The sequence below is a fragment of the Protofrankia sp. CiP1_Cm_nod2 genome (genome assembly GCF_920664355.1).
Taxonomy (GTDB): Bacteria; Actinomycetota; Actinomycetes; order Frankiales; family Frankiaceae; genus Protofrankia.
Map to the genome: position 1 here is coordinate 1 of NZ_CAKKTL010000191.1, position 1,560 is coordinate 1,560.

1 protein-coding gene is annotated in these 1,560 nt (G+C 75.1%); it reads left to right on the forward strand.

What is annotated here, in order from left to right; all coding sequences use genetic code 11:
• The coding region (locus NBW84_RS18420; protein ID WP_250285981.1) for a leucyl aminopeptidase family protein at positions 1–1,414 on the forward strand (1,414 nt) is incomplete at its 5' end.
• Between the last annotated feature and the right edge of the window lie 146 nt (positions 1,415–1,560).

Below are 1,560 nucleotides of genomic sequence, written 5' to 3' on the forward strand. Positions count from 1 at the left end.
CCGCCGGGCCGGGCCGGCCGACCGGGCCGCCGTGCTCGCCGACGCCCGGGCCGGTGTGGACGCGGCCGCCGCACGGGCCTTTGCCGAGGGCCTGGCGCTGGCCTCCTACCGGCCGTTCGCCGCTTGCGGGCATCCGGCCGCCGCGGTGGGCGGGACGAGCGCGCCGCGCGGCGCGGCTGGTCATGCCGATGACCCCGGCCTCGGCGGCACCCCTGCCGAGCCCGTCACCGTTGAGCCCGTCACCGTTGAGCCTGCCGGTACCGGTACTGGTGTCGAGTCCGCCGCCGATGCCGGGCCCGACGTCGCCGACGAGCCGTCGAGGATCCTGCGTGAGGTGACGCTCGTCGTCCCGGATCCGGACGACGTCGGCCTGCGGGCGTCGCTCGCCGCCGCCGCCGCGGCCGCTCGTGCCGTCCACCTCGCCCGTGATCTGATCAATACGCCGAGCCTGCTGAAGTCACCGGCCTGGTTCGCCGACCGCGCGGTCGAGCTCGGCCGGGCCGCCGGCCTCGACGTCGAGGTGCTCGGCCCCGACGAACTGGCCGGCGAGGGCTTCGGGGGGCTGGTCGCGGTGGGCGCGGGCTCGACACGCCCACCCCGGCTGGTGCGGCTGACCTACAGCGGCCCTTCGGCCGGCGCTCCCTCGGCCGGCGGCCCCTCGTCGGACGGGGCGCGCGCGTCGGCGGACGCCCGGCACGTGGTGCTGGTGGGCAAGGGGATCACCTTCGACTCCGGTGGCCTGTCGTTGAAGCCCGCGACGTCCATGACCACCATGAAGACCGACATGTCCGGCGCCGCGGCCGTCCTGGCGACCATGGTGACGCTGCCGGCCCTGCGGGCTCCCGGGCGCGTCACCGCGCTGCTCTGCCTCGCCGAGAACATGATCGGCGGGGGCGCGCTGCGGCCCGGGGACGTCATCTCCTGCTGGGGCGGCACCACCGTCGAGGTGCTCAACACCGACGCCGAGGGGCGCCTGGTGCTCGCGGACGGGCTCGCCTACGCCGCCACCCTGGCACCGGACGCGATCGTCGACCTGGCGACCCTCACCGGCGCGGTCACGATCGCGCTGGGCCGCAGGACGGCCGGCCTGTTCGCCTCCGACGAGGTCCTGGCCGAGCAGCTCTCGTCCGCGGCGGCGGACGCGGGCGAACGGGTGTGGCGCCTCCCGCTGGTCGAGGACTACCGGCCGGCGCTGGAGTCCACCGTGGCCGACCTGGCGAACACCGGTAGCGCGCTGAACGTCTCCGGTGGGTCGATCACGGCCGCGCTCTTCCTGCGGGAGTTCACCGGTGGCCTGCCCTGGGCACATCTGGACATCGCCGGCACCGCCCGCTCCGACTCCGACGACGGCGAGATCAGCAAGGGCGGGACGGGCTGGGGCGTACGTACCCTCCTGGCCTGGCTGGCCTCCTGACCCCTCCTACGGTGCTGTCGGCGGCCCGGCGAGGTTATGCCGATACGGCATAGGTCATGTCCAGCGGATGTTCGATCATGCGGGATGCCGTCTGGATCACCGCCGGCGTCAACCAGCATCCATCCGGAGCAGGCCCGGCCGCGCGG